At 32.9% G+C, this 23,616-nt stretch carries 17 protein-coding genes and 1 tRNA gene; 7 read left to right on the top strand and 11 right to left on the bottom strand.

Going from position 1 to position 23,616, the window contains the following annotated elements; all coding sequences use genetic code 11:
* Positions 1-2 precede the first annotated feature (2 nt).
* Positions 3-242, top strand: coding sequence for a DUF2442 domain-containing protein (locus ACIQ66_RS01515; RefSeq protein WP_396211051.1), 240 nt, complete (start codon positions 3-5; stop codon positions 240-242).
* On the opposite strand, the gene ACIQ66_RS01510 is transcribed toward ACIQ66_RS01515, so the two are convergent.
* On the bottom strand, positions 239-871 hold the full coding sequence (locus ACIQ66_RS01510) for a polysaccharide deacetylase family protein (RefSeq protein WP_396211050.1): 633 nt from the start codon (positions 869-871) through the stop codon (positions 239-241). The genes ACIQ66_RS01515 and ACIQ66_RS01510 overlap by 4 nt on opposite strands.
* A 75-nt stretch (positions 872-946) precedes the next feature.
* Positions 947-4,153, bottom strand: coding sequence for a DUF2723 domain-containing protein (locus ACIQ66_RS01505; RefSeq protein ID WP_396211049.1), 3,207 nt, complete (start codon positions 4,151-4,153; stop codon positions 947-949).
* Positions 4,154-4,418: 265 nt separating this feature from the next.
* On the opposite strand from ACIQ66_RS01505, the gene ACIQ66_RS01500 reads away from it, so the two are divergent.
* The 5 genes from ACIQ66_RS01500 to clpX all read left to right on the top strand — a co-directional run bounded on the left by ACIQ66_RS01500 (position 4,419) and on the right by clpX (position 8,587).
* Positions 4,419-4,489 (top strand) — tRNA-Gln (locus tag ACIQ66_RS01500).
* A 130-nt stretch (positions 4,490-4,619) separates the two neighbouring features.
* Complete coding sequence (locus ACIQ66_RS01495) at positions 4,620-4,964, top strand: phage holin family protein (protein WP_298176854.1); 345 nt, start codon at positions 4,620-4,622, stop codon at positions 4,962-4,964.
* Between the two features lie 85 nt (positions 4,965-5,049).
* Positions 5,050-6,375, top strand: a complete 1,326-nt coding sequence (locus tag ACIQ66_RS01490) for a trigger factor (RefSeq protein WP_396211048.1) — start codon at positions 5,050-5,052, stop codon at positions 6,373-6,375.
* Between the two features lie 246 nt (positions 6,376-6,621).
* Positions 6,622-7,278, top strand: a complete 657-nt coding sequence (gene clpP / locus ACIQ66_RS01485) for an ATP-dependent Clp endopeptidase proteolytic subunit ClpP (RefSeq protein WP_298176850.1) — start codon at positions 6,622-6,624, stop codon at positions 7,276-7,278.
* Between the two features lie 76 nt (positions 7,279-7,354).
* Positions 7,355-8,587, top strand: coding sequence for an ATP-dependent Clp protease ATP-binding subunit ClpX (gene clpX, locus ACIQ66_RS01480; RefSeq protein WP_396211047.1), 1,233 nt, complete (start codon positions 7,355-7,357; stop codon positions 8,585-8,587).
* Between the two features lie 68 nt (positions 8,588-8,655).
* Here clpX and ACIQ66_RS01475 read toward each other — a convergent pair whose 3' ends face one another.
* The 8 genes from ACIQ66_RS01475 to ACIQ66_RS01440 all read right to left on the bottom strand — a co-directional run bounded on the left by ACIQ66_RS01475 (position 8,656) and on the right by ACIQ66_RS01440 (position 20,133).
* Positions 8,656-10,452: a cbb3-type cytochrome c oxidase subunit I gene (locus ACIQ66_RS01475; RefSeq protein ID WP_396211046.1), complete on the bottom strand. Its 1,797-nt coding sequence runs from the start codon at positions 10,450-10,452 to the stop codon at positions 8,656-8,658.
* Positions 10,453-10,487: 35 nt separating this feature from the next.
* The gene (locus ACIQ66_RS01470) at positions 10,488-11,630 is read right to left on the bottom strand and encodes a cytochrome c oxidase subunit II (protein ID WP_396211045.1); all 1,143 of its coding nucleotides are present in this window, start codon (positions 11,628-11,630) and stop codon (positions 10,488-10,490) included.
* 20 nt (positions 11,631-11,650) lie between these two features.
* On the bottom strand, positions 11,651-13,141 hold the full coding sequence (locus tag ACIQ66_RS01465; RefSeq protein WP_396211044.1) for a quinol:cytochrome C oxidoreductase: 1,491 nt from the start codon (positions 13,139-13,141) through the stop codon (positions 11,651-11,653).
* 27 nt (positions 13,142-13,168) lie between these two features.
* Positions 13,169-13,729, bottom strand: a complete 561-nt coding sequence (locus ACIQ66_RS01460; protein ID WP_396211043.1) for a c-type cytochrome — start codon at positions 13,727-13,729, stop codon at positions 13,169-13,171.
* Positions 13,730-13,737: 8 nt separating this feature from the next.
* Positions 13,738-14,265: a DUF3341 domain-containing protein gene (locus ACIQ66_RS01455; RefSeq protein ID WP_396211042.1), complete on the bottom strand. Its 528-nt coding sequence runs from the start codon at positions 14,263-14,265 to the stop codon at positions 13,738-13,740.
* Positions 14,266-14,273: 8 nt separating this feature from the next.
* A complete protein-coding gene (nrfD, locus tag ACIQ66_RS01450; RefSeq protein ID WP_396211041.1) occupies positions 14,274-15,683 on the bottom strand; it encodes an NrfD/PsrC family molybdoenzyme membrane anchor subunit in 1,410 nt (469 codons plus the stop codon).
* 78 nt (positions 15,684-15,761) lie between these two features.
* Entirely contained in the window at positions 15,762-18,821 is a 3,060-nt protein-coding gene (locus ACIQ66_RS01445; protein ID WP_396211040.1) for a TAT-variant-translocated molybdopterin oxidoreductase, read from the bottom strand.
* A gap of 31 nt (positions 18,822-18,852) precedes the next feature.
* The gene (locus ACIQ66_RS01440) at positions 18,853-20,133 is read right to left on the bottom strand and encodes a c-type cytochrome (protein ID WP_396211039.1); all 1,281 of its coding nucleotides are present in this window, start codon (positions 20,131-20,133) and stop codon (positions 18,853-18,855) included.
* A 220-nt stretch (positions 20,134-20,353) separates the two neighbouring features.
* On the opposite strand from ACIQ66_RS01440, the gene ACIQ66_RS01435 reads away from it, so the two are divergent.
* Positions 20,354-20,743: an SPOR domain-containing protein gene (locus ACIQ66_RS01435; protein WP_396211038.1), complete on the top strand. Its 390-nt coding sequence runs from the start codon at positions 20,354-20,356 to the stop codon at positions 20,741-20,743.
* Positions 20,744-20,836: 93 nt separating this feature from the next.
* Here the strand turns inward: ACIQ66_RS01435 and infB are convergent, their stop codons facing one another.
* Positions 20,837-23,614, bottom strand: a complete 2,778-nt coding sequence (infB, locus tag ACIQ66_RS01430) for a translation initiation factor IF-2 (RefSeq protein WP_396211037.1) — start codon at positions 23,612-23,614, stop codon at positions 20,837-20,839.
* Positions 23,615-23,616: the final 2 nt, after the last annotated feature.

Below are 23,616 nucleotides of genomic sequence, written 5' to 3'. Positions count from 1 at the left end.
TTATGAGTTTACTTTGGATAACAAAAGTTGAATATGTTGATAATTATCGACTCAATTTACAGTTTAACACATCTGAAAAAGGAGTAGTTAATCTTGAAAATCATTTAGATAAAAGAATTTTTGAACCATTAAAAGAAGTTGATTTTTTTAAAAAAGTAAAATTAAATTCGTGGACAATTGAATGGGAGAATGGAGCTGATTTTTCCCCAGAATTTCTCAAAGAAATATTAATTCTTTCTTAATCAATTTTAGCAAAAACAAATCCTTTTTTATTTAAAATTTCAAGCACTTTTGGTAAAGTATATTCCAAATTAGGAAATGCTTTTATACTGTCGTGAAAAACGATGATACTTCCCGATTTTACATTTGTAAGTACATTTTCTAAACATTTTTCTTTTGAAATTGTTGCATCAAAATCATAAGAAATGATGTCCCACATTGTTATTTTGTAGCCAAGTTTTCTTAATTCTCTAGATTGAGAAGGTTTAATTTTGCCGTAAGGCGGACGGAAAAGGTTTCGAGTTTCGAGTTTCAAGTTTCGAGTTTCTGTATCACAAAGTTTTACATTTTCAACATACTCATTTGTTTTTGTTTTCCAACCGTTGAGGTGATTGAATGTATGATTGCCTATTGAATGTCCTTCTTCAATTACTTTTTTAAAGATTTCGGGATATTTTTTAATGTTATCTCCAATGCAAAAAAAGGTTGCTTTGGCATTGTGTTTTTTAAGTTGTTGTAAAGTCCATTCGGTAATTTCAGGTGTTGGACCATCGTCAAAAGTTAGGTAGATTTTATTTTTACTATTTGGCATTTCCCAAATGTAGTTGGAGAATAGTTTTTTTATAAGCCAATGCGTTTTTATCCAAATCATGTTTCAAAAGTAACTAAAAAAGTGCCAATATTTTATTGACACTTTTTGTTTATTTTAAATAAATATAGCTTCTTACTACTCCATATCTCTACCAAAACGTTCAAACATTTTGTTGTATGAATTGAAGATTGTTTTGTGTTTGTTATAAAACTCCATATCGCCTCTTTCTTTCATCACTTCTAATAATCCGCGGTATCTTTCTATATCTGTAATAATATCAATAGCAAGATTAGATTGTTCAGAAGGTTTTAATGTTTTGTAATAAGACAAGTTTTCTTTGTATTTAGTCATTAAATCTTCTAACAATTTTCGTGCTTTTTCTTTTTCGTTTACCACATAATAGCCCCCCGCAAAAGGTTCAACTAATGAATAATAAGCGTAATAGTTCAATGGCATTTTTGTCATTGCTAGTTCTATTACTTTCTTGGCTTTATCCAGCTTTCCTTCGTTTACTAATTGTTCCATTAATCTAGCCAAATTACTTCGGTAAGAAATACTGTTTTTACGTGTTTCGACATCATGGTAAATAGTTGTTTTTTCTCCGTTACCCCATTCCCATTTCATAACAATATCAAACATTTTGTCTGAATCTATTTGACCCATATCAAGCTGACTTGCTTCTTTGTCTAAAGTTGTTTTTATTGGAACTAGCTTGTAAACCATACCATCTAATTGAAGATAATCTTTCATCCATAAGTAATCTTCATCTGTAAAACTTCCACCTGTAAAATAGATTGGTCGTTTCCAATTATTATTCAATAGAACATCTAACATCATAATTCTATTTTTGTACAACGCATTGTCTTTTATTTCAAAATCAATGTAAGGCACAATAGAATCATAATCTTTTGGTGAAACCACTTTGTTTTTGATAATTGTGTTTTTATCAATAGGAATTCTAAACTTGTTAGTAGGGTAGAAGTGAATACTTTGACCATTACTCATTTCGACTATGGTTCTAGGATCATCGCTTGATAAGAAGGCTAGTAAGTCTTTTAAATCCCAACGAGACTCTGTTTTTTTATCATAAAAAGCGTAATCCAATTTATCTCCTACATATTGGTCATGTGTAAATGAAATAGGTAAACCATCCGCTTGGTAGGTTTTAAACTTCATTTGGTCAATATACCAGTCGGTCATAAATAGACTTGTATTGACAATTTTTATATCTGGACGTACATTTTCAATTTCTTGTGCATACCAAAGAGGGAACGTATCATTGTCTCCAATAGTAAATAAAATTGCGTTTTTTTCACAAGAATTCAAGTAGTTTATTGCAGTTGCCATTGCTGTTCTTTTTTCAGAACGGTCATGATCATCCCAGTTTTGAAAGGCCATTAAAACTGGCGCGGCTAATAATCCTAAAACGACCACTACAATTCCAGTTATTTTTGGTTGAATATAATTGCGTAAAGTATCATAAATAGCATAAACTCCAAATCCTATCCAAATCGCAAAAACATAGAATGAGCCCACTAGAGCATAATCCCTCTCTCTTGGCTCAAAAGGTCTTTCGTTTAGATATATTTTCAAGGCTAAACCAGTGAATAAAAATAATGCTAATAGCACGTAAAAGCTTTTCAAATCTTTATTAGCATGGTACAAAATCCCTAGAATTCCTAACAAGAATGGCAAGAAATAGTAGAAATTTCTACTTTTATTATTCAAAACATCCGAAGGTAAATTGTCTTGAGAACCAAGTCTAATTTCGTCAATAAATTGGATGCCACTCATCCAGTTACCATCTAAATTGTCGTATTTACCTTGAATATCGTTTTGTCTTCCAGCGAAATTCCACATTAGATAACGCCAGTACATATAGCCAAATTGGTATTCAAACATAAATCCTAAATTATCAGCTGTTGAAGGTTTTTCAACTATTAAATAGTCGCGGTAACTTTTCAAAAACTGAACATAACCATCATTATCTATTTGATTATTAGCATAAGCTTTTCTGAATTCGGCAACAATATCTACCAATTCTTGCTCTTCAGAATATTCAGGATTAATTTTGAATTCGGGAACATTTGTAAAATTGATATAATTGTCAATGTGTTCGCCACTCCATAATCTTGGTAAAATAGATTTATGATTGTCATCACTATTTTGTTCAGCATTTTTGAACTTGTTTGTGATGATATATTTACCAGTTGTTAAATCTCGCTCGTAGTTAGGAGCTTTGTCAAGATAAGGAGTGTTTTCGTCTAAACCAGCAAATGCATCTGTGTACTGCGGACCATAAAACAATGGATTTACACCATATTGCTCTCTGTTGTAATAAGCCAAAACTTCGGCAGCATCTGAAGGTTTATTTTCGTTAATTGGCGGATTTGCATTGGCTCTAATTGGCAACATCATCCAAGTTGAAAACCCAATTAATATGAAAAGAATACAAAGAATGATGGTGTTAAAATGTACATAACCTTTTTGTTTAGTGTATTTCAATCCAAAATAGAAGAAAGCTATAAACAAAAGCACCACCAAAATAGTTCCTGAATCAAATGGTAATCCAAATGTATTGACCATAAAAACTTCGGTTTTTCCAAAAAATGCCATTGTTATCGGCAAAAGCAATTTGAAAATAAAAAGCAATATTGAAACTACCACCACATTAGCAATGATAAAGTTTTTGATAGTAACTTTTTTGTAATGTTTGAAGAAATATAGAAATCCTATTGAAGGAATTGTAAGTAAAGCCATAAAGTGAACTCCAAAAGAAAGTCCAATTACTAATGAAATTAATAGTAACCAACGATTTCCTCTTGGTGTCATCATTTCTTGTTCCCAGCGTAAACCAAGCCAAAAAAGTAATGCGATAAATAAAGTTGCCATGGCATATACTTCGGCTTCTACTGCATTATACCAAAAACTATCTGAGAAAGTAAATGCTAATGCACCTACTACGGAACTTCCAATTATTACAAAAGAATTAGTCTTAGTAATCTCAGAAAATTGAGAAATTAATTTACGCAACAATATATTTGACGACCAAAATAGAAATAAAATAGTAAAGGCACTCGAAAAAACGGACATCATATTTACCATTAAAGCAATGTGCTCATTATCAAAAGCGAACATAGCAAAAAACGCACCTATCATTTGAAATAAAGGTGCTCCTGGTGGATGACCAACTTCTAGTTTAGCAGCGGTAGCAATATATTCGCCACAATCCCAAAAGCTCATAGTTGGTTCAACAGTCAGCGAAAAAGTAAGTAATGCTATAGAAAATACAATCCAACCGGTAATTGTATTCCATTTATTAAAATTAAATGGTGTATTCATATAAAAAGTATGGTTATTTCAAGCTACAAAGAAACCATTTTTTTGTGTAATCGAGAAGCTATTAACAAAATTTATGGTACTATATTAAAATTTATTCTACTGATAAACGTTAAGTTAACTCAAGTATTGTTTTTAAATCATTTTTTTTGCAATAAAAATCGAATTATGTTTGCTTAAAATAAAATTTGTATTAAATTTGCACCCGCATTCAAGTACAAAAGAAGTTCACTGAACTCCTATTGAAATAAATGCTTTGTGAAATAATTGGTCTATGGTGTAATGGTAACACAACTGTTTTTGGTGCAGTCTTTCAAGGTTCGAGTCCTTGTAGACCAACAAAAAAATCCTAACTGAAAAGTTGGGATTTTTTGTTTTTAATCACTTTGGCAAAAGTATCGGCGCGTTTTTTGACTAAATGATAAAGGGATTAACAATTTCACTAACTTTGAATTTTAAAACAAAATCTATGAACACACTTATCAGAATTATCATAACGGCCATTCTTGTTCTTGTAATCGACTATTTTATGTCAGGCATTACAGTTGCAAGTTTTACAACCTCTATTTTAGTAGCTATCGTTTTAGCATTGCTTAATACTTTTATCAAGCCACTTCTAATATTTTTTACTTTTCCTGTTACTATTCTAACACTCGGATTGTTTCTTCTTGTCATCAATGCTATAATTATTATTTTATGTTCCAAAATAGTTGGTGGCTTTCATGTCGATTCGTTTTGGACAGCATTATTGTTTAGTATAATTCTATCATTATCACAATCTTTAATGAATGGTTTGACCAAAGAAAAAAAGTAAAAATACTTGTCAAATAAAAACTTGGTTGGGTTGCAAAAATGTTCTAATTTTGCAACCCAATTTTATTATGTAAATCAAGTCAGAAATGGATATCAAAAGAGTAGCAATAAATGCTGTAAATGAAGTAATTGTAATGAATGTTCCGCCAATGGAATATAATGGTCAAGTTACAAAAAGAATCAACGAAAAAATGCCATTGGCAACTGTAAAAGGTTTCCGCAAAGGACAAGTGCCAAGAGCATTAGTAGAAAAACAATATGGTAAAGCCATCAAAATAGAAGAAGTAAACAAAGTTGTTCAACTTGCGTTAACTCGTTATATTCAATCAGAAAGACTTGATTTGCTTGGAACGCCGCTTCCTAAAATGGATGAAAATTTCGATTGGGATGCTGAAGACTTAGTTTTTGAATATGAAATTGGTCTAGCTCCAAAATTCGAAATCGATATGGAAGCTAAAAACGACATTGTAAAATATGTTGTAAAAGCTGACGATACTTTTATCAATGCTCAAATTGCTCGTATCCAAAAACAATACGGTAAAATCGTTTCTAAAGAAGTGGTGGAAGCTGGGAATGATGTTTCAGGTGTTTTCGCTAACGAAGAAGCTGGAATTCACAACCGCACAACTGTTGATTTAGAAGAATTTGCAGATAAAAAAGTAGCTAAAAGCTTTGTTGGTAAAAAAATTGGTGACGTTGTAAGTCTTAAAACTAAAGGCTTATTTGCAGATGATCACAAATTAATGGATTACTTAGCAGTTTCTCACGACGATGTGCACCATCTTGATGTTGAAGTAACTTTTACTATTGATGAAGTTGTGGCTAGCGAACCAGCTGAACTTAACCAAGAACTTTTTGATAAATTATTTGGTGCTGGTGTTGTAAATTCTGTTGATGAGATGAAAGCCAAAATCAAAGAAGATGTTGAAAAACAATTCGCAGTTCAAGCAGAACAAAAATTAATGGTTGACGTTCAAGAATTCTTAATTGAGAATAACAAATTTGAATTGCCATCAGAGTTTCTTAAAAAATGGTTGCAAACAGCTGGCGAAAAAGTTTTAACTCCAGAAGAAGCAGCCATCGAATATGAAAGATCTGAAAAAGGACTTCGTTTCCAATTAATCGAAGGAAAAGCACTAGCGCAAAGCAATATCCAAATCACTTTCGATGATCTAAAATCGTTTACAGCAAACGCTATCCGTCAACAAATGTTACAATTTGGAAAAGTTGATGCTTCCGACGAAGAAGTGGAAGGAATTGTAGCTCGTGTACTTTCTAATCAAGAAGAAGTAAAACGTCTTTCTGAGCAAGTTGTAGCCGAAAAAATGTTGCAATTATTCAAAGATAAAGCCAATCCAACCACTAAAGAAGTGACTTACGAACAATTTGTTGCCGCTATGTATGGCGAATAAATTCTAACAAATATTTAGTATCTTTGAGCGTCATGAATTTGTATTTTTGACGCTCATTTGTTTTAGGAGCTATTCCAGCTATACGTTGCAATCTTTTCTTTTTTAAAGAAAATAAGTAAAGGATTTCCACTGCTATCTGGGCTAAGTCAGGACAAATTGACTTATAAAATAAAAGGTACGACCTTTGTATATAATTAAACTTAACATTGGCTAATTGTCTTATTATCTAATTAACGAATTAACAAAATGAACTACGGAAAAGAATTTAAAAAATTCGCAACTAAGCATCACGGTGTAAACAGTTTGTATTACGATAAACTTACAGCAAGTTTAACACCTTATATTATCGAAGAACGCCAACTTAATGTGTCGCAATTAGACGTTTTTTCACGTTTAATGATGGACAGAATCATCTTCATGGGAACTGGAGTTGATGACTATATGGCAAATATTATTCAAGCGCAATTGTTGTTTTTAGAATCTGTTGATGCTTCTAAAGATATTCAAATTTACATCAATTCACCAGGTGGAAGTGTATATGCCGGACTTGGAATTTATGACACTATGCAATACATCAAACCTGATGTAGCTACAATTTGTACAGGAATGGCAGCTTCTATGGGTGCTGTTTTACTTTGTGCTGGAGCTGCAGGAAAACGTTCAGCATTACCACATTCAAGAGTTATGATTCACCAACCATCTGGTGGCGCACAAGGTGTTGCAACTGATATGGAAATCAACTTGAAAGAAATGTTGAAATTAAAAGACGAATTATACCAAATCATTTCACACCATTCAGGACAAACTTTCGATAAAGTCCACAAAGATTCCGAAAGAGACTACTGGATGATAGCTGATGAAGCTAAAGAATACGGAATGATTGATGAGGTTTTAAGAAGATAATAAAAGGTAGTAGGTATTAAGTGGTAGGTATTAGGTAACCTACCACCTAATACCTACTACCTATTACCTAAAAAAGATGGCAAAAGAAAAATTAGAATGTTCCTTCTGCGGAAGAAAAAAACCAGAAACCAATTTATTAATTGCTGGTATTGATGCGCACATATGCGATCGTTGCATTGAGCAAGCACATGGAATAATTCTTGAAGAATTAAAAACAACAGCTGGTTCCAAAACGGTATCTGATTTAATTCTTCGTAAACCAAAAGAAATTAGAGCTTTTCTTGACGAATATGTTATTGGTCAAGATCAAACTAAAAAAGTAATGTCAGTTGCAGTTTACAATCACTACAAAAGATTAATGCAACAACAGCACCATGAAGATGTAGAAATTGAAAAATCAAACATTATTATGGTTGGTCAAACAGGAACTGGTAAAACGCTAGTTGCTAAAACTATTGCGAGAATGTTAGACGTCCCATTAGCTATAGTTGACGCAACGGTTCTTACCGAAGCAGGTTATGTTGGTGAAGATGTAGAAAGTATTTTAACGCGTTTGCTTCAGGCTGCCGATTATGATGTAACCAAAGCCGAACGCGGAATTGTGTTCATCGACGAAATTGATAAAATTGCTCGTAAAAGTGATAATCCTTCAATAACTCGCGATGTTTCTGGTGAAGGTGTACAACAAGCGTTACTTAAATTATTAGAAGGAACGGTTGTAAATGTACCACCAAAAGGCGGAAGAAAACACCCAGACCAAAAATTTGTTGAGGTAAACACTCAAAATATTTTATTCATAGCAGGTGGTGCTTTTGATGGAATTGAAAGAATTATTTCAAAAAGATTAAACCGTCAAGCTATAGGGTATAGCACTTCAAAAAATGCTGATAATATTGATAAAGAAAACTTACTTCAATATATTATCCCAAAAGACATTAAAGATTTTGGATTGATTCCTGAAATTATTGGTCGTTTACCTGTTTTAACACACATGGATCCGTTGGATAGAGAAACATTACGTTCTATATTAACAGAACCAAAAAATGCGTTAATCAAGCAATATGAAAAACTTTTTGAAATGGATGACGTCAAGTTTACTATTTCAAATGATGCACTTGATTATATTGTAGATAAAGCTTTAGAATACAAACTAGGAGCTCGAGGATTACGTTCACTTTGCGAAGCTATCTTAACTGATGCTATGTATGAACTACCAAGCACTGATGAAAAAGCACTAGATATTGATAGAGATTATGCCGAGCATACTTTGAATAAGAATTTACTAAAAAGACTAGAAATTGCTTCTTAGTTTTTAGTAAAAAATTTAGCATAAAAAAACCTTTCAATTTGAAAGGTTTTTTTATGCTAAAAATATTCTTAGTGATGTAAAACTTCTTCACCTTCTTTCATTGGTACCGTTTGAGGGACAAAATCATCATCATGACCTGGTTTACTATAATCGTAAGGCCATCTATGAACGTGAGGAATTTCTCCCGGCCAGTTACCATGTATATGTTCTATAGGTGCTGTCCATTCTAAAGTATTTGATTTCCAAGGATTTTGAACTGTTCTTTTTCCGTAAAAAATACTATAGAAAAAATTAAATAAAAATACTAGTTGAAATGCACCACCTATAATTGCAAATACAGTTATTAGCACATTTACATTTTGTAAATCATCAAATAAAGGGAAAGCTGTATTTGTATAATAACGTCTAGGTAGTCCAGCTAATCCAATAAAGTGCATTGGAAAAAACACGCCGTAAGCACATATTGCAGTTACCCAAAAGTGAATATATCCTAAATTCTTATTTAGCATTCTACCAAACATTTTAGGATACCAATGGTAAATACCTGCAAACATTCCGTAAAGTGCAGATATACCCATTACTAAGTGGAAGTGAGCAACTACAAAGTACGTGTCGTGAACATTAATATCTAGTGTACTATCTCCAAGAATAATTCCAGTTAAACCACCTGTTATAAAGGTTGAAACTAATCCAATAGAAAATAACATTGCAGGATTTAATTGCAAATTACCTTTCCATAAAGTTGTTATATAATTAAATGCTTTTACCGCAGAAGGTATCGCAATTAATAATGTTGTAAAGGTAAATACTGAACCTAAGAAAGGATTCATTCCTGAAATAAACATGTGATGACCCCAAACAATTGTAGATAAAAATGCAATAGCAATAATTGACATAATCATCGCTCTGTATCCAAAAATTGGTTTTCTTGAGTTGGTAGCAATTACTTCTGATGTAATTCCTAATGCTGGTAATAATACAATATAAACCTCTGGATGTCCTAAGAACCAGAATAAATGTTCAAACAATACTGGCGATCCTCCTTGGTAGTGAAGAACCTCTCCAGCAATATAAATATCAGATAAGAAGAATGATGTTCCGAAACTTCTATCCATAATTAATAACAATGCAGCAGATAATAATACTGGAAATGAAACAATACCAATAATTGCTGTTATAAAGAATGCCCAAATTGTTAGTGGCAATCTCGTCATTGACATACCTTTTGTTCTTAGGTTAATAACAGTTACAACATAGTTTAATGAACCCATTAAAGATGATGCAATGAAAATAGCCATAGATACTAACCAAAGTGTCATACCTGCTCCCGATCCAGGAATAGCTTGAGGCAATACACTTAATGGTGGATAAATAGTCCAACCAGCAGATGCAGGTCCAGATTCAACAAATAATGAACAAACCATGATTACACTTGATAAAAAGAATAACCAATATGAAACCATATTCATGAATCCAGAAGCCATATCTCTTGCTCCTATTTGAAGTGGAATAAGTAAATTACTAAAAGTTCCACTTAATGAGGCGGTTAACACAAAGAAAACCATAATAGTTCCATGTATTGTAACAAGTGCTAAATAAATATCATTTCTCATTACACCATTTGGAGCAAATGTATCGCCAAGAAGAATATTAAATATTTTAAAAGATTCTTCAGGCCACGCTAATTGCATTCTAAAAAGTAATGACATACCAACACCAATAATTCCCATCACAATACCAGATAATAGATATTGTTTTGCAATCATTTTGTGATCAATACTAAATATATATTTAGTTATGAAAGTATCTTTATGATGGTGTTCTTCGTGGTGATCGTGTTCGTGGTGATCGTGTTCGTTACTCATTGCTGACATATATAAATATAGGTTATTTTTTTAAATTATTTTGTTTCAACTTGTACTATAAGTGTTGAATCATTTTTCATAGAAACTTCTTCAGAATTAGCAGGTGCTGCTGTTGCAACTTTTATTTCATCTACAATTGTAGGTATTCCTTTTAGCCATTTTTTGTAATCTTCTGGAGAATCTACTACAATTTTCATTTGCATATTATAGTGAGATGCACCACAAATTTTATTACATAATAATAAGTAGTCAAAAGTGTATGGGTCTAAAGCAGTTTCTCCTTTTGCAACTAATTCTATACTTTTTTTGTTACGTATATCATTAATATTTTTTACTTTTTGCTGCATGTATTCTTGTTCACGAATCTCAGATGTAGTATAAATAGGAGTAAAAGCAAACTGAGTTACCATACCAGGAACACAGTTCATTTGTGCTCTAAAATGTGGCATAAAAGCAGAATGTAATACATCTTGTGATCTCATTTTGAAAACAACTTTTTTTCCTTTAGGAATATGTAATTCTTTTACAACTTTATCATCTTGTGCATTAGGATCAGACATATCAACACCAAGTATGTTAACACCTTCTATATATCTAACATTTGCTTTTCCTAACACATTATCTTCTCCAGAATACCTTGCAGTCCAATTGAATTGTTGTGCATATAGTTCAATAACAATTACTTCTTCGTCTTCATCTACGAACATGATATTTGTCCATGCATACAAACCATAAAGGATTAGACCCGCTAATACAACAGCTGGAATACTACTCCAAATAAATTCAAGTTTATTATTATCTGCAAGATAAAGCGCTTTTTGATCTTTTTTTCCACTGTATTTGAATGCAAAATAATGAAGTAAGGCTTGAGTTATTGTTTGCACAAAGAATATTAATACCCATGTTATGTTCATAAGATTATCTACAAGCGAACCATGTTCTGAAGCTGGTGTATGTAAAACTAAACCACCCCATTTTATAATTCCATAAATTGTAAAAACATAAATGAACCCTAAAAATCCAAACATTAAATATCCTTGCACCTTATTATCTTCATCATTTGCAATTTGACTATTATCTGAATTTCCTCCAACTTGAGTCAAATCGAATATTTTGGTTAATTGCCAAATACCAATGGATAATAAAACTAAAACTATAATTACCAACAAAGTTGTCATCTGTATCTTTTTTTAACTAATTAATAATGAAAATGTTTACTTTCTTCAATGAATGGATTTCTTTTCGGTAATAATGGTGCTTTTGTTAGAGCTGTAAATACAATGAAAATGAATAATCCTAAAAAGAATAATAAAGAACTTATTTCTGGAATTCCAATAAACCATTGATCTCCAACTGTTGATGGCATAATCATATTAAAAAAATCAATATAATGTCCAAGTAATATTACTGTACCAGCCATCACAAGAACCCAAGATATTCTTTTGAAATCTGTATTTATTAATATCAATATTGGGAAAATGAAATTCATAACAACTGCACCCCAGAAAGTAATACCATAATCTTCAATTCTTGTAATGAAATAAGTAACTTCTTCAGGAATATTAGCATACCAAATTAGCATAAATTGTGAGAACCATAAATATGTCCAAAAAACACTAATACCAAACATGAATTTTGCTAAATCGTGAATATGACTATTATTTACATTTTCTAAATAACCTTTAGATTTTAGGTAAAGTGTTATCATACATATTGTTGTGATTCCACTTACAAAGAAGCTTGCAAAAACATACCATCCAAATAACGTACTAAACCAGTGAGGGTCAATTGACATTATCCAATCCCAAGACATAATTGATTCTGTAACTATAAAGAAAACCAAGAATGCCGCTGACATTTTGAAATTCTTTTTGTAGAAACTATTGTCATTTGATTCATCTTGAGCTAAACAGTTTTTTCTTGAAAAATATCTATATAAATTCCATCCAATCAAAAATATAGCAGCTCTTATAATCCAAAATGGGAAATTAAGGTAGCCTGATTTATTTCGAATTAATTTATCATGAGCAACAACTTCTGGATCCATCCAAATAAACAAATGGTTAAAATGCATTCCACATAAAACTAAGAAAATAAAGAATATTACAGATCCAATTGGTAAATAAGCTGTAATACCCTGCATAACTCTAAAGAGTACCGGAGACCAACCAGCTTGTGCTACTTGTTGAATAGCATAAAAAGCTAAAACTCCCATAGATATTAACAAGAAGAAAATACAAGCTACATAAAAAGCTGCCCATGGTTTATTTTGCAATTGATGCAAAACATGTTCTAAATGTGCTTCGTGCTCTTTATGAGCTTTTACGTCTGCCAATTTACTTTCATCCTCTTTTTCAATTTTGTCAACCATAGCTAGATTTACAGCAACCTCTTCTTTATTTGCTAAAGAATCTTCTTTAACACCCACACTATGTGAAACAACTTTTGTAAGCGAATCATTTTCGTGAGCTACTACTTCTTTGTGTTCAGCTACCGGTTTAGTTTCGTGTGTATTCGCTACATGTGTAACAGCTTCCGTATGATGTTCACCATGTGAACTTGCTGCTAACATTTCTTCAACTTCTTTTATATTTTTTGGCGTTGTTAAAAAACCATACCCTATACCTAGGATACCAACGATCATAAGAATAAAAGAAAAGGTTTTTAATTTACTTGAAAATGTGTACATATCTATACTATTCAGATTGTTCTATTTTTATTTATTTTTTAGTTGCATAACATAAGAAGATACTAACCAACGTTCTTTTGTGTTTAGTTGATTAGCGTGAGAACCCATAGAATTCAATCCATAAGTAATAACGTGAAATATACTTCCTTCGTTAATTTCTCTATCTTTATAATTGGGTACACCTAAAAATTTTTCTTGTTTAACCAATTTTCCCTTTCCATCTCCAGTAGTTCCGTGGCAAATTGCACAATAAATGTTATACAATTCTTCACTTTTTTTCATGTCAACTTGAGTTGAATCTAATGGTGACTTAATATTAGCTGCTTTAACTGTTGCTAATGCTTCTGGAGTATTTGCATATTCATAAGGCACATAGCCTCTTTTTATAACTCCATTTGGAGGAAGTTGTCCTTCTTTGCCTTTTTCCCCTGACGGAGATGCAAAAGCATCCGATTCAGAATAGGTTTCGTATGCAACTGACTCATACATGTTAGGCATGTATTGATAATTAGGTTTCAAATCATTTTTACATGATGAAACAACAACTGTCATACTTACCAAAAGTGCTATTTTATATAAACTTTTCATAGTTAATTTTAATGCTTTTCGATTACTTTAACTTCGACTGCTCCTGTATTTTTGAAAAAAGATACCATTTCATTTTCATCACCTTTTACAGCAACTTCCATAAGGAAATGATCATCTGTTGTTCTTACATCCGGATTTTCAGCTTGTTTGAATGGCCATAACCTACTTCTCATATAAAAAGTGATAACCATTAAGTGAGCTGCAAAGAATACAGTCATTTCAAACATAACAGGAACAAAAGCTGGCATGTTTTGAATATAACTAAAACTTGGCTTTCCTCCAATATCCTGTGGCCAATCAGAAATCATGATAAAATTCATCATCCAAGTAGCAACAGAAAGACCAATACAGCCATATATAAAGGCACATATAGCAAGTCTAGTAGGAGCTAATCCCATTGCTTTATCCAACCCGTGAACTGGGAATGGAGTAAAAACTTCTTCAATATGATGATGTGCATTTCTAGTTTGCTTTACAGCATCCATTAAAATATCATCATCATTGTATATAGCGTGTATAACTTTATTATTACTCATAACGAATACTAATGTTTTTCTGAATTATTATGACCCTCTGCTTCTCTTTTTCTTTTATAGTTTTCTCCAGAAGATTTTAAAATTGTTTTAACCTCTGCTTGAGCAATTACCGGGAACGTTCTTGCATACAATAAGAATAATACGAAGAAGAATCCGATTGTTCCGATGAAAATTCCAATATCTACAAATGTCGGAGAAAACATTGTCCAAGAAGACGGTAAGTAATCTCTGTGTAATGATGTTACAATGATTACAAAACGTTCGAACCACATACCAATATTTACAACAATTGAGATTATGAAAGAGAACATAATACTAGTTCTCAATTTTTTGAACCACATAAACTGTGGAGAGAATACATTACAAGTCATCATTGACCAATATGCCCACCAGTAAGGACCAGTTGCTCTGTTTAAGAAAGCATATTGCTCGTATTCTACACCAGAGTACCAAGCAACAAATAACTCAGTAATATAGGCAACCCCTACTATAGAACCTGTAATCATGATTACAATATTCATTAATTCAATATGTTGAATTGTGATATAGGCTTCCAATTTAGAAACTTTTCTCATGATAATTAGCAAAGTGTTTACCATTGCAAATCCTGAGAAAACCGCTCCTGCAACGAAGTAAGGAGGGAAGATTGTTGTGTGCCATCCTGGAATAACTGAAGTAGCAAAGTCAAAAGATACGATTGTGTGTACAGAAAGCACAAGAGGAGTTGCTAAACCAGCTAACACAAGAGAAACCTCTTCAAAACGTTGCCAGTCTTTTGCTCTACCGCTCCAACCAAAACTTAAAATAGAATATACTCTTTTAGTAAATGGTGTTACAGCTCTATCACGTAACATTGCAAAATCAGGTAATAAACCTGTCCACCAGAAAACTAGTGATACAGAAAGGTAAGTTGATATTGCAAATACGTCCCATAATAATGGTGAGTTGAAGTTAACCCATAAAGAACCAAATTGATTAGGAATTGGAACTACCCAGTAAGCTAACCAAGGGCGTCCCATGTGAATTATAGGGAACAAACCTGCTTGTATAACTGAGAAAATTGTCATCGCTTCAGCAGAACGGTTAATTGCCATTCTCCATCTTTGACGGAACAATAATAGTACAGCAGAGATTAGTGTACCAGCGTGACCGATACCAACCCACCAAACAAAATTCGTGATATCCCAAGCCCAACCTACAGTTTTATTTAATCCCCAAGTACCAATACCTGTTGATATAGTATAAATAATACAACCTATTCCCCAAAGGAAAGCTGCAAGTGCGATAGAAAATACAGTCCACCACTGTTTATTGGCTCTTCCTTCTACAGGAGCAGCAACATCAACAGTTATATCGTGATAACTTTTATCACCTATAACTAAGGGTTTTCTAATGGGTGCTTCGTAATGAGACGACATACTTATATTTAGATTTTAGATTTTAGATTACAGTTTTCAGAATAAATCTGATACCGCTATCTATTTATTATTTTCGTATTATATATTTCTTACTTTAACTTGATAAACAACGTTTGGTTTTGTACCAACATGTTCTAGTAAATGATATGATCTATCGTCTGCAGCAAGTTTTGCTATTTCAGATTCTTTGTTATTAACATCTCCAAAAGCCATTGCACCATTTGAACAAGCACTTGAACAAGCTGTTTGGAATTCATTTACTGCAACTTCTCTACCTTCACGTTTAGCTGTAAGAATAGTTAATTGTGTTTTTTGAATACACATTGAACATTTTTCCATAACTCCACGAGAACGAACATTCACGTCTGGATTTACAACCATACGACCTAAATCATCATTCATATGATAATTAAATTCGTCATTGTTTGCATATAAAAACCAGTTGAAACGACGTACTTTATAAGGACAGTTGTTTGCACAATAACGAGTACCAACACATCTATTGTAAGCCATTTGGTTTTGACCTTGACGTCCATGAGATGTTGCAGCTACCGGACAAACTGTTTCACATGGTGCGTGATTACAGTGTTGACACATAACTGGTTGGAAAGAAACTTGTGGATTGTCAGAAGCATGTTCCATTTCTCCAAATCCTCCAAGAGAACCTTTATCTCCAGACAAACCATCAAACTCTTCTTTTTTCTTATTATCACCTGCAAAAGTTTCTTCAGATGAATAATATCTATCAATACGCAACCAGTGCATATCTCTACTTCTTCTAACTTCAGATTTTCCAACTACCGGAACGTTATTTTCGGCATGACATGCAATTACACATGCTCCACATCCTGTACATGCATTTAAATCAATTGAAAGATTAAAATGATGTCCAACAGAACGGTCAAAAGATTCCCACAAGTCAACTTTTGTTGCTTCAACTTCCTTGTGATCTAAAGATACAACAGGAAGAATATTCCATTCTTTAGCTTCTTTTGTATTGAAAACTTCTAATGTAGTTTCTTTTATAATATCACCTCTACCCATCAACGTTTTTTGACCTTGAACACAAGCAAACTCGTGCTCACCATCAGCTTTATCGATAGTTACAGATTGAATATTATTGAAGTTTTTATATAATTTGAAAGCATTAACACCTACTTTCATTTCTTCTTTCATAGCTGCTTCACGACCATAACCTAATGCCAATCCTAATGTTCCAACTGCTTGTCCTGGCTGAACAATTACAGGAACATTTTCTAACTTAGCACCGTTAACTGTTAAAGTTGTATAGCTACCATTAAGCCCACCATTAGCAACTATTTCATTAGATAAACCAAGTTTGTCAGCATCAGCTCTTGATATAGTCACATAATTATCCCAAGAAACTCTTGTAATTGGATCAGGGAATTCTTGTAACCAGGGATTGTTGGCTTGTTGACCATCACCAAGACCTGTTTTTGTATATAAATTTAATTCAAATCCAGCTTTAGCTTTTGTTTGTGCTAGAGCATTAGCAGCGCCAGCATAATCAGCAGTTCCGCCAGATGCAACTTGAGTCGCAGCGGCAACAACACCATCATGTAAAACTTTATTCCAAGTTAAACCTGAACTATAATTTGCAGAATTTGATTTTAAGTAATCGTAATAAGTTCCACCGATACCATTCAAAGACATTAAAACTTCTTGAAATTGTTTGGTGTTGAATAATGGACGGATTGTTGGCTGAGTTAGTGCATAACTGCCTTTAGTAATAGAAACATCATTCCATGATTCTAAATAATGAGGAGTTGCGGCAACCATTGATGATAATAAAGCCGTTTCGTCTTCTCTTAAAGTGAAAGTTACTGAAGTTTTAACTTTTTTCAATCCAGCTTTGAATGCATCACTATTTGGTAAGGTAAAAACAGGGTTAACGCCACTCATAATTAATGTATGAACACTTCCGGCATTCATATCAGCAACCAATTGAGTTACTTTTTCGTTTGATCCTTTTCTAATTAATCTTGTTCCTGTAGTTGTGAATGCTTCACTTGCTAAAACTTGATTGATAGCCAAAACTAACAATTGAGCATTTTTATCTTGAATACCAGAAACTAAAAGCCCTTTGCTACCAGCTGATTTCAACTGTTGAGCGGCTTTCATAACGATATCTTCATTTGGAATTTTAGATGTAGCTACAGAAGAATTTGTAATTACATTATATATTTTAACTAAAGCTTGAATTTGATTTGCGTTTGACATTGCAACACGTTTGTCAGCAGCAGCTCCAGATAATGTCATGTTTGCTTCAAATTGGAAGTGACGAGACATTTTTCCGTTCCTTGGAATTCTACCTTGTGCGTATCCACCATCATAACTTCCACCTTGCCAATCTCCTAAAAAGTCAGCTCCAACAGAAACAATTAAAGAAGCTTTTGAAAAATCATAATCTTTCAAACCCCTTTCACCATAAACAGTTTCAAATGCGTCAAGTGCTTCCGAAGAAGAAACAGCATCGTAAACCACATGTTTTGCGCTTGGGTTTTTAGCTAAAAATTCAGCAATTAATTTTTCAGTTGAAGGACTTGCCAAAGTATTGGTAAGTAAAACAACTTGACTTCCTTTTGCTTTTGCTTCAGAAATACTAGCTATCAAATTAGAATCTATTTCAGACCAAGTTGCTGGTTTTCCTGCAATTCTAGGATTTTTAACTCTCATGTTGTCATACAATGACAATATAGAACCATGAACTCTAGCATTAGCAGCAAATTTTGCTCCTTCTATAGTATTATTTTCAATTTTTATTGGTCTACCTTCCCTTGTTTTTACTAATAAATTAGCAAAATCGAAACCGTCATAAACGGTAGTTGCATAGAAATTTGCTACACCAGGAATAATTTGATCAGGCTGAACAACGTAAGGAATTGATTTATGAACTGGACCTTCACATGCTGCAAGCGTTGCTGCTGCAGTACTAAATCCAACGTACTTAAGGAAATCACGTCTTGAAGTTGACGAATTTGATAGTGAATTATCGTTGCCTAAGAATTGATCTGTAGGGATTTCTTCAACAAATTCGTTATTTCTAAGCGCCTCAACAATAGAACTATTTTCGTTTAGTTCCTCAACACTTTTCCAGTATTTTTTGTTTGATGACATCGTATATAATATTAGCTTCTTAATTATTTTATTAATAGTGGCATTTTCCACATTCTAATCCACCCATTTGTGCTGCAGTTAGCTTGTCAACACCGTATCTTTTTGAAAGTTCAGCATGAATTTTAGTGTAATATTCATTACCTTCCATTTTAACCTCAGTTTTTCTATGACAATCAATACACCAACCCATTGTTAGCGGAGCAAACTGTTTTTGAATTTCATAAGTTTGAACTGGCCCGTGACAAGTTTGACATTCTACGCCAGCTACAGAAACGTGTTGTGAGTGATTGAAATAAGCAAAATCTTGTAAATTATGTATTCTTACCCATTTAACAGGTTCAGTTTTGCCAGTATATTTCTGTAAAGTTCCATCCCAACCAACTGCTTTGTATAGTTTTTGAATTTCTCCATCATAAAAAGCTTTAGAATATTCAGCAGTAGCAGTTGTGTCTGCAACTTGACTTATGTTTTTATGGCAATTCATACAAACATTTAAAGAAGGAATTCCTGCATTTTTACTAACTCTTGCAGATGAGTGACAATATTTACAATCAACACCGTTGCTCCCAGCGTGAATTCTGTGTGAGAAATGTATAGGTTGAATTGGCGCATAATCCTGATCTACACCTATCTGCACAAAGTAACCATATGCAAAGTAAGCTGCACTTAACATTAAAATGATAACAGAAACCAAAACTAAAAATTGATTTTTCACAAATGCTTTCCAAATTGGAATTTTGTTTTCATTTGCTAATTTTTGAATTTCAATTCCGTTTGCTTTTGCAATTTTAGTAAGCAAGTTATTTACAATATATAACATTGTAATTAACATTAACATTACTGCAATTAGTGCTCCAAGAATGACATTGTTAGAAATTCCATCTTCTGCTGCTACTGTTCCCGGAGTTCCAGCTGTAGTTGCTACTGGAGCTTCGGCTTTTACTTCGTCTGTATAAGCAATAATGTTATCAATATCTGCGTTTGATAATTGAGGAAAAGAAGTCATTACCGACTTGTTGTTTTCTTCGAAAATTTTTACAGCTTGTGCATCACCAGATTTTATAAGTTCTGAACTGTTTTTTACCCATTTGTACAACCATTCTTTGTCATATTTGGCAGAAACGCCTCTCAAAGCTGGACCAGTCATCTTTTTGTCTAAATTATGACAAGCAGCGCAATTGGTGTTGAATATTTCTTTCCCTTTTGCTGCATCAGCACCTTGGGCTTTGGATGTTAATGAAAAACTTAGCATTGCTGCTAAACTTAAAATTAAAATCTTTGAAATCGAATTAGGGTTACCCTTCTTTTTCATATTATATATTATGATTATCTACTAATTTTGGTGTTTTTTTTGTGTTTTATATTTTAAAAAAGACCATCCTCTATTTTTAAAACTTGCACAAAAATACGACTTATGAGCAATTCTCAAAACCTTAAAATAGTCTTAAATGTTAATTTATATTAATTCTAAATAATATCAGTGTTTTTGATTATGCTATAAAATAGTACATTTGTATTAAAATCAATTATTTATGAAATATTTAAAAAATTCAAACTGCGTTATTTACGGAATATTTATGTTCTTTTTATCTGCAAATTTATCTGCACAAGAGGCAAGTATCAGTGTTTCTCAAGACTTAAAATTTGAGCAAATTTTAACAGAAAAAAGAAAAATAAACGCAACAATTACATCAAACGATAGGTATAAAATACAAATTTTTAGTGGTGATAGCGAAACTGCAAAAAAGAATTTATCCGATTTTAGAAAAGACAATAAAATCATTGACGGAACAATCGTTTTTAATACGCCAAATTATAAAGTTTGGGTTGGTAATTTTAAAACTAGAATTGAAGCAGAAAGAAATTTGAGTGAGGTTTTAAAAAAGTATCCAAAAGCATTATTGATAAAGCCTAGTAAATAAAACGCATCTATTAATAAAAAATGCCCCAAATAGTGTTTAACTCTTTGGGGCATTTTTAAAAAATGAGGTTTTTTATTTGAACTGTTTTGAATATTATTTTAATTTTTTCTTGATAGCAACTTCGTGAAATGATTCGATAACATCGTCAATTTCGATTTCATTAAAATTCTTGATTTGAATACCGCAATCGTATCCTTTGGCTACTTCTTTTACATCATCTTTAAAACGTTTAAGTGCTATTAGATCACCTGTGTGAACCACAACACCTTGACGAATAATTCTAACTTTAGAACTTCTAAGGATTTTACCATCAACTACCATACATCCCGCAATAGAACCAATTTTTGAAATTTTGAAAATCTCTCTAATTTCGGCAGTACCCGTAACTTCTTCTTTCATTTCTGGTGCTAACATCCCTTCCATTGCATCTTTCAAGTCATCTATTGCAGCGTAGATAATGGAGTAAAATCTAATATCGATTTCTTCTTTGTCTGCTAATTGTCTTGCGTTTCCTGCTGGACGAACATTAAATCCTATAATGATGGCATCAGATGCAGAAGCTAACATAACGTCTGATTCGGTAATTGCACCTACACCTTTGTGAATAATATTGATTTGAATTTCTTCTGTAGATAATTTTGAGAAGGAATCAGAAAGAGCTTCAACAGAACCATCCACGTCACCTTTAAGAATTATATTCAATTCTTTAAATTGACCTAAAGCGATACGACGACCAATCTCATCAAGTGTAATATGTCGTTGAACACGTACTGATTGTTCTCTCATTAATTGTGTACGTTTAGCAGCAATTTGTTTTGCTTCTCTTTCGTCTTCGAAAACATTAAACTTATCACCTGCAGTTGCCGAACCGTCTAGTCCAAGAACAGAAACTGGCGTTGATGGACCTGCTTCTTTAACTGTGTTACCACGTTCATCATGCATGGCTTTAATTTTACCATGATGTTTCCCGGCAAGCATATAATCACCAATTTTTAAAGTTCCGTGTTGTACTAATATTGTAGATACATATCCTTTTCCTTTATCTAAAAATGCTTCAACAACAGTTCCAGATGCTACTTTATTTGGATTAGATTTTAAATCTAAAACTTCTGCTTCAAGTAATACTTTTTCCAAAAGTTCTTTTACGCCTATTCCCATTTTAGCAGAAATATCATGTGATTGGTATTTTCCACCCCAATCTTCAACAAGTAAATTCATTTGAGCTAATCCTTCTTTAATTTTTTCAGGATTTGCATTTGGTTTATCCACTTTATTGATTGCAAAAATGATTGGAACACCAGCTGCTTGAGCATGACTAATTGCTTCTTTTGTTTGAGGCATAATATCATCATCGGCAGCAATTACAATAATTGCAATATCTGTAACTTGAGCACCACGTGCACGCATAGCGGTAAACGCTTCGTGTCCAGGTGTATCAAGAAATGCGATTTTTTGACCATTATCAAGAGTTACTCCGTAGGCGCCAATATGTTGTGTTATTCCTCCAGATTCACCAGCGATAACATTTTCTTTACGAATATAATCTAGCAAAGAGGTTTTACCGTGGTCAACGTGACCCATTACGGTTACGATTGGAGCTCTAGTAATTAAATCTTCTTCTCTATCTTCTACAACTTGAATGTTTTCTTCTAGTTCAGTTGTTATGAATTCAACTTCGTAACCAAATTCATCAGCAACAATTGTTAATGTTTCGGCATCAAGACGTTGATTCATGGTAACCATGATTCCAAGTGACATACATGTTCCAATAACCTTAGTTATAGGCACATCCATCATTGTTGAAATTTCACCAACAGTAACGAATTCAGTAACTTTGATGGTCTTACTACCTTCTTCAATAGCTTTTTGTTCGTCATCTGATTTTTGACGGTGCGTATCTCTTTTATCTCTTCTGTATTTAGCTGCTTTAGATTTTCCGCCTTTACCTTGTAATTTTTCTAAAGTTTCACGAATTTGATTTTTAACTTCTTCTTCTGTAGGCTCAACTTTGGCAACAATTGCAGGTCTGTTTCCTTTAACAAAACCAGGTCTTGCACCTCTATTTGTATTGTTTCCGCCTGTGTTTGGTACTATTTTATTTGCGCCAGGTGTTCCATTTCCACCGGGTCTAACTTCTCCTGGTTTTGTTGGAATCCTTTTTCTTTTGTTTTTATTCGCATTTGAATTTGGATTACCTGCATTAGGCACTCCTGGTTTGTTTGGAGTAATCTTTGGCTCTTCTTTTTTCTTTTTAGGCTTATTAAATTGAGATAAATCAATTGTTTGACCAGTAAGTGTAGCGCCAGATAATTTTTGATATTGTGTGTTGAAAACTTCTTCAATAGCAGCAATTGACTCATCGTCTTTTTTAAGCGTTTCTGATTTTGTCTTAGCTACGTCAACAATAGGAATAGATTCAACTTTAGGGGTTTCCTTTTTAGTAGGTTTTTCAACTTTAATCTCAACTTTAGGATCAGCCTTTTCTGCAATAGGAGCTACTGGTTTTTTTGGATTCAAATCAATTGTACCGACCTGTTTAGGTGCTGTAACGACAGCTTTTGCTTTGATTAATTCTAGACGTTGACGTTCTTCATCTTGTTTGCGTTTTTCTTCAATTTCTCGTTCTCTTTCGATACGCAAAGCTTCCTTTTCTTTTCTTTTTTCTTCGCCTACTTCTTTTGAAGCTTCTTTATTCCCCTTATCGCCAGCAAATTGATTTTGCAGGATACTAAATTCGTTTTCAGAAATTTTAGCGTTAGGATTTGACTCAATAGCAATTCCCTTATCTTTTAGATAATCAACAGCTCTTTCTAACGAAATATTTAATTCCCTTAAAACCTTGTTTATTCTTATTACTCTTTCTTCAGACATAA

Source organism: Flavobacterium sp., from assembly GCF_044377315.1.
Classification (GTDB): domain Bacteria; phylum Bacteroidota; class Bacteroidia; order Flavobacteriales; family Flavobacteriaceae; genus Flavobacterium.
This window is presented reverse-complemented; position numbering and strand designations above follow the sequence as displayed.

What these genes read in the sequence shown, in the direction of transcription:
- ACIQ66_RS01515 (WP_396211051.1), top strand. Translation starts at nt 3, where the DNA reads ATGAGTTTACTTTGGATAACAAAAGTTGAATATGTTGATAATTATCGA.
- ACIQ66_RS01510 (WP_396211050.1), bottom strand. Translation starts at nt 871, where the DNA reads ATGATTTGGATAAAAACGCATTGGCTTATAAAAAAACTATTCTCCAAC.
- ACIQ66_RS01505 (WP_396211049.1), bottom strand. Translation starts at nt 4,153, where the DNA reads ATGAATACACCATTTAATTTTAATAAATGGAATACAATTACCGGTTGG.
- ACIQ66_RS01495 (WP_298176854.1), top strand. Translation starts at nt 4,620, where the DNA reads ATGAACACACTTATCAGAATTATCATAACGGCCATTCTTGTTCTTGTA.
- ACIQ66_RS01490 (WP_396211048.1), top strand. Translation starts at nt 5,050, where the DNA reads ATGGATATCAAAAGAGTAGCAATAAATGCTGTAAATGAAGTAATTGTA.
- clpP (WP_298176850.1), top strand. Translation starts at nt 6,622, where the DNA reads ATGAACTACGGAAAAGAATTTAAAAAATTCGCAACTAAGCATCACGGT.
- clpX (WP_396211047.1), top strand. Translation starts at nt 7,355, where the DNA reads ATGGCAAAAGAAAAATTAGAATGTTCCTTCTGCGGAAGAAAAAAACCA.
- ACIQ66_RS01475 (WP_396211046.1), bottom strand. Translation starts at nt 10,452, where the DNA reads ATGAGTAACGAACACGATCACCACGAACACGATCACCACGAAGAACAC.
- ACIQ66_RS01470 (WP_396211045.1), bottom strand. Translation starts at nt 11,630, where the DNA reads ATGACAACTTTGTTGGTAATTATAGTTTTAGTTTTATTATCCATTGGT.
- ACIQ66_RS01465 (WP_396211044.1), bottom strand. Translation starts at nt 13,141, where the DNA reads ATGTACACATTTTCAAGTAAATTAAAAACCTTTTCTTTTATTCTTATG.
- ACIQ66_RS01460 (WP_396211043.1), bottom strand. Translation starts at nt 13,729, where the DNA reads ATGAAAAGTTTATATAAAATAGCACTTTTGGTAAGTATGACAGTTGTT.
- ACIQ66_RS01455 (WP_396211042.1), bottom strand. Translation starts at nt 14,265, where the DNA reads ATGAGTAATAATAAAGTTATACACGCTATATACAATGATGATGATATT.
- nrfD (WP_396211041.1), bottom strand. Translation starts at nt 15,683, where the DNA reads ATGTCGTCTCATTACGAAGCACCCATTAGAAAACCCTTAGTTATAGGT.
- ACIQ66_RS01445 (WP_396211040.1), bottom strand. Translation starts at nt 18,821, where the DNA reads ATGTCATCAAACAAAAAATACTGGAAAAGTGTTGAGGAACTAAACGAA.
- ACIQ66_RS01440 (WP_396211039.1), bottom strand. Translation starts at nt 20,133, where the DNA reads ATGAAAAAGAAGGGTAACCCTAATTCGATTTCAAAGATTTTAATTTTA.
- ACIQ66_RS01435 (WP_396211038.1), top strand. Translation starts at nt 20,354, where the DNA reads ATGAAATATTTAAAAAATTCAAACTGCGTTATTTACGGAATATTTATG.
- infB (WP_396211037.1), bottom strand. Translation starts at nt 23,614, where the DNA reads ATGTCTGAAGAAAGAGTAATAAGAATAAACAAGGTTTTAAGGGAATTA.